Below are 5,444 nucleotides of genomic sequence, written 5' to 3'. Positions count from 1 at the left end.
GAGCACCAGCATGCCCACCCCCTCGCCCCACGCCGTACCGTCCGCCGCGGCCGCGAACGACTTGCAGCGGCCGTCCGGCGCCAGGCCCCGCTGCCGGCTGAACTCCACGAAGGTGCCGGGGTTCGCCATCACCGTCACGCCGCCGGCCAGCGCCACCTCGCACTCGCCCGAGCGCAGCGCCTGCGTCGCCAGATGCATGGCGACCAGCGAGGAGGAGCACGCGGTGTCGAGCGTGACCGCCGGGCCCTCCAGGCCCAGCGCGTAGGCGATCCGGCCGGACAGGACGCTGGTCGTGGTGCCGGTCAGCAGGTGCCCGCTGACTCCCTGCCCGGTCGCCTCGTACAGGCGAGGTCCGTACTCCTGCGGCATCACGCCGACGAACACGCCCGCCCGGCTCCCGGCGAGGCTCAGCGGGTCGATGCCGGCCCGCTCCACCGCCTCCCAGGAGGTCTCCAGCACGAGGCGCTGCTGCGGGTCGATGGCCAGGGCCTCGCGCGGCGAGATGCCGAAGAACTGCGCGTCGAACTGCCCGGCGTCGTGCAGGAAGCCGCCCTCGCGGACGTACACCTTGCCCTCGGCGTCCGGGTCCGGGTCGTAGAGCCCTTCCAGGTCCCAGCCACGTCCCGAGGGGAACCCGCTCACCGCGTCCACTCCCCCGGCGGCCAGCCCCCACAGCTGCTCCGGGTTCGTCACGTCGCCCGGATAGCGGCATGCCATACCGACGATCGCGATCGGTTCCCGCTTCCGTGCCTCGACGTCCCGAATGTGCAGGCGCGTCTGGTGCAGGTCGGCGGTGACTCGCTTGAGGTAGTCGCGGAGCTTGTCGTCGTTCGCTGGCATCGGGGAACCTGCGCCTTCTGCGTGTTCTGCATCGCGCGGCCGGACCGGGTGGGGCCGACCGCGCGGCGTCGCGGAATTGGACCGGGCGGACCGTCAGGTCAGTCCGAGCTCGTTGTCGATGAAGTCGAAGATCTCGTCGTCGCTGGCCGACTCGAATCGGTCGGTGGACTCGGCGGCGGCGCCGGGCCGGCCGCCCTCCTGCCGGCCGTGCAGCCGCACGAGCAGGTCCTCGAGGCGGCTGGTGAACCGGGTGAGCGTCGACTCGTCCGCGTCGGCGGCGATCGCCCTGTCCACCAGCCGGTCCAGTTCGGTGAGGACCGCCAGGCTGTCGGGCGTCGCCGTCCGCGGGGCCTGCGGGGCCAGCCGCGCGGAGAGGAAGTCGGCCACGGCCATGGGCGTCGGATGGTCGAAGATCAGCGTGCCGGGGAGCCGCAGACCGCTGACGGCACCGAGCCGGTTGCGCAGCTCCAACGCGGTGAGCGAGTCGAAGCTCAGCTCCTTGAACGTCCGCTCCGGGTCCACCGTCACCGCGGTCGCATGCCCCAGGACCGCCGCGGCGCTGCCCTGGACCAGCTCCAGCAGCATCCCTTGTCGCGCGGCCTCGGTCGGCAGCTCGGCCAGGCGCCGGGCCAGGTCCGGTCCTGCGTCGTCCGCGGCCTGCCGCGGTGCCGGGAGGCGGGCACCGGCAGCTGTTGCGGCGCCCTGCGGCAGACGCCGCACGGGCCGGGCCGGTACGACGTGACGCAACAGCGGCGGCACCTCGGCGACGTCCCCCGCTCCCCCGGCACCCGAGGCGCTTTCGGCCAGGGCCGCGAGGTCGAGCCGTACCGGCACCACGGCCGGTACCGCCGCGTCGCGCGCGGCGTCGAAGAGGTCGAGGCCCTCATCGATGGCCAGGGGCAGTACGCCGGTGCGGGCCATCCGGTGCAGGTCGGTCGCGCTCAACGCCTGCGTCATACCGCCGGCGGCGTGCTCCCAGGGGCCCCACGCCGCGGCGACCGCGGGCAGCCCGCACCGGTGTCGGCGGTATGCGGCCAGACCGTCCAGGAAAGCGTTCGCGGCGGCGTAGTTGCCCTGTCCGGCGTGGCCGATCACTCCGGCGATGGATGAGAACAGCACGAAGGCGGACAGGTCGGCGTGGGCGGTGAGTTCGTGCAGATTCCACGCCGCGTCCGCCTTGGGCCGCAGCACGGTGTCGAGCCGCTTCGGCGTCAGGGCTTCGACCGGGGCGTCGTCAAGCACGCCCGCGGCGTGCACCACGGCGGTCAGCGGATGCGCGGCCGGGACCGCGTCGATGACCCGCGCCAGCGCCGTGCGCTCCGCCGCGTCGCAGGCTTCGACGGTCACCTCGACGGCACCCGCCGCGCGCAGTTCCGCGACGAGTTCGGTCACGCCCTCGGCGGCCGGGCCGCGCCGCCCGGTGAGCACCAGTCGCCTGACGCCGTGCCGGGTGACGAGGTGGCGGGCCACGTTTCCGCCCAGCGCGCCCGTGCCGCCGGTGATCAGGACGGTCCCCTCGGGGTCCAGCGGCGCCGGGACGGTGAAGACGGCTTTGCCGACATGCCGGGTCCGGCTCGGGTGTCGGAACGCGTCCTGCGCGTGCCGCACATCGCGCACGGCGACCGGGAGCGGACGCAGCGCACCGCGCTCGAACAGCTCCGTCAGCTCACCCAGTATGGCGCCGACGTGCGCGGGTTCCAGCTTCGTCAGATCGAACGAGCAGTGGTCGACGCCCGGATGCCGGGCGGCGACCGCCTCGGAGTCGGGGGTGCCGGTCCTGCCCGTCTCGACGAACCGGCCGCCGGGCGACAGCAGCCGCAGCGAGGCGTCCACGGCGTCTCCGGTTGGGCAGTCCAGCACCACGTCCACGCCCGCGCCGCCGGTCGCAGCCCGGAACCGCGCCTCGAACTCCTGGGTGTGCGACGGCGCGAGATGCGTGTCGTCGAGCCCCTGTGCGCGCAGGTCCGCCCACGTGCCGGGGCCCGCGGTGCCGAACACCTCGACGCCCCGGTGCCGGGCGAGCTGAGCCGCCGCCAGGCCGACGCCGTCGGCCACCGAGTGGATCAGCAGCCGCTCGCCCGGTACGACGGCGGCCAGTTCGACGAGTGCGTGATAGGCCGTCAGGAATGCGACGGGCACCGACGCAGCCTGAGCGAACGTCCATCCCGCCGGGATACGGGCGAGGGTGCCCCGCTCCGCCGCGACCTGCGGGCCGAAGTCGCCGGTGAACAGGCCGAACACCCGGTCGCCGACGGCCAGATCGGACACGCCGGGGCCGGTCTCGGTCACCACACCCGCGCCTTCGAGCCCGAGGATGTCGTGGTCCGGCGGTGTGTCGCGGGCGAGGACCGAATCGCGGAGATCGACTCCGGCCGCGCGCACCGCGATCCGTACCTGGCCGGTGCCGAGTGGGGCGCGCCGAGCCGCCACGCCCTGCTCGGTTGCGTCGGCCGGTACGGGCCACGGGACGTCGGCGTCCCGCGGGGCGCGCGCGAGGCGCGGTACGGACACCTCGCTGTCGCGCACCGCGAGTTGCGGTTCGCCGGTGCGCAGTGCGGCGGGCAGGGCGGCGTATCCGTCGGACGGCTCGCCGTCGATGTCGACGAGCGTGAAACAGCCCGGGTTCTCGGTCTGGGCGCTGCGCACCAGGCCCCACGCGGTCGCCTGCGGCAGGCCGAGTGCGTCCGGCGCCGTCGACGCGGCCGTCGCCCCGTGTGTGACGAGGACCAGGCGGCCGGCGGCGAGGGCGGGCGCGTCGAGCCAGGACGTGAGGAGGGCGAGTGTGCGGCGGGCGACGGCGTGCGCGCCGGCCGCAGCTCCTTCGTGCTCTCCCGCCTGCTCTCCTTCTTGCGCAGGGAGCTGGGCTCCATGCGGGGCGAGATCGGCGAGCACGACCGACGGGTGTGGGTCACCGCTCTCGATGCCGTGGACCAGGGCGTCGAGGTTCGGGTACGTGCGGACGTCGACCGCCTCGGCCGCCAATGTGGAGACCAGATCCGGCACGGGGCTGTGCCCGATGAGCGCCCACTGCTCCGGCGTGTCCGGAGCTGCGGCGCCGACCGATGTGGCGGCGGCCGATACTGCTGCCGGTGTGGCGGACCACTCGACGTGGTACAGCGACCGGAGTCCGCCCGGCTCGGTGCCCGAGCCACCGCCCAACCGGTCCAGCGCCACAGGACGCAGGGACAGTTCCCCTGCGGTCAGGACGAGGGCGCCGGACGGATCGCTCGCGACGACGCGGACGGTGGTCGGCCCGGTCCGCGTGAACCGGACCCGCAGCGCGGTGGCGCCCAGTGCGTGCAGGGCGACGTCGCCCCAGGAGAAGGGCAGCAGCGTGCCCAGGGCATCGGTTCCGGACACTCCGTCCGCGAGCAGTCCGGTGCGCAGCAGGGCGTGCAGCGCGGCGTCGAGCAGGGCCGGGTGCACCGAGAACCGGTCCACGTCGTCCGAAGCGGCGGCATCGTCGCCCAGCTCGACCTGCGCGAACACGTCGTCGTCCGTGCGCCACGCGGCGGTCAGCAACCGGAAGCCGGGGCCGTACTCGTAGCCGGTCAGGGCCAGAGCGGGGTAGAGGTCCGTCAGGTCGACCGGCGCCGCGTCGGCGGGCGGCCACTGCGACACCTGGTCCGCGGCGTCGGGCGCCTCGGTGGGAGCCAGAGCTCCGCTCGCGTGCCGGGTCCAGGAGGACGAGCCGGAAACGTCGGCCGGGCCGGACGCATCATCGCCGGCGGGCGCCGGGCGCGAATGAACGGCGAAGGCGCGCAGGCCGGACTCGTCCGCCTCCTGGACGGTCACCCGGATGTCGACGCCGCGCTCGCCGGGCAGCACCAGCGGTGCCTGGAGCGCGAGTTCCGCGACGCTCGGGTGCTCCCCCGCGCCGTTTGACGCGGCATGCAGCACCAGATCGAGCAGGGCGGTGCCGGGCAGCAGCGTCGTGCCGTGGATCGCGTGATCGGCGAGCCAGGGGTGCGTGAGCGTGCTGATGCGCCCGGTGTGGACGAAGCCGCCGCTCTCGGGCAGTTCGACGGCCGCCGCGAGCAGCGGATGCGGCGTGCCCGCCAGCCCGGCGTCCATGACGTCGGTGCGCGACGCGGGCGGCGTGAGCCAGTAACGCTCGTGCTGAAAGGCGTACGTGGGCAGTTCGGGCAGCGCAGCGGAGCGGGGTCCGGGGAGCGCCGACCAGGCGACGTCGGCACCGCTCGTGTGCAGGGTCGCGAGGGCACGCAGCAGGGCGCCGCGCTCCGGCTGTCCGTGGCGCAGCGCCGGGACCAGGGCCGCGGGACTCTCCTCCAGGGTCTCGGCGACCAGCGTGGCCAGCGTCGGAGTGGGGGTGAGTTCGAGATAGCGGGTGGTGCCGAGCCCGTGCAGGGTGGTGACTGCGTCGGCGTGACGGACGGTGCGCCGCAGTTGCTCAGTCCAGTACCGCGATCTGCCCATCTCCCGCGCGTCGGCGAGCAGTCCGGTGAGCGTCGAGACGATGGGAATGCGGGGCGCCTCGTACGTGAGCCCCGCGGCGATCCGGCGGAACTCGTCCAGGATCTGGTCCTGGTGCGGGCTGTGGAAGGCGTGGCTGACGGTGAGCTGCCTGCTCCTGATCCCCCGTT

The 5,444-nt window shown here is 74.2% G+C and carries 2 protein-coding genes; both read right to left on the bottom strand.

Annotated elements, in window-relative coordinates; translation table 11 throughout:
- On the bottom strand, positions 1–840 hold an 840-nt coding region (locus ACZ7HQ_RS44705), incomplete at its 3' end, for a beta-ketoacyl synthase N-terminal-like domain-containing protein (protein WP_471003177.1).
- Positions 841–933: 93 nt separating this feature from the next.
- Positions 934–5,444 (bottom strand): SDR family NAD(P)-dependent oxidoreductase (locus ACZ7HQ_RS44700; RefSeq protein WP_471003174.1); only part of this gene is annotated, 4,511 nt, incomplete at its 5' end.

It is taken from the genome of Streptomyces sp. NPDC037290, assembly GCF_055603245.1.
Note: the sequence above shows the minus strand (reverse complement) of the source record. Positions and strands in the feature narration are given on the sequence as shown.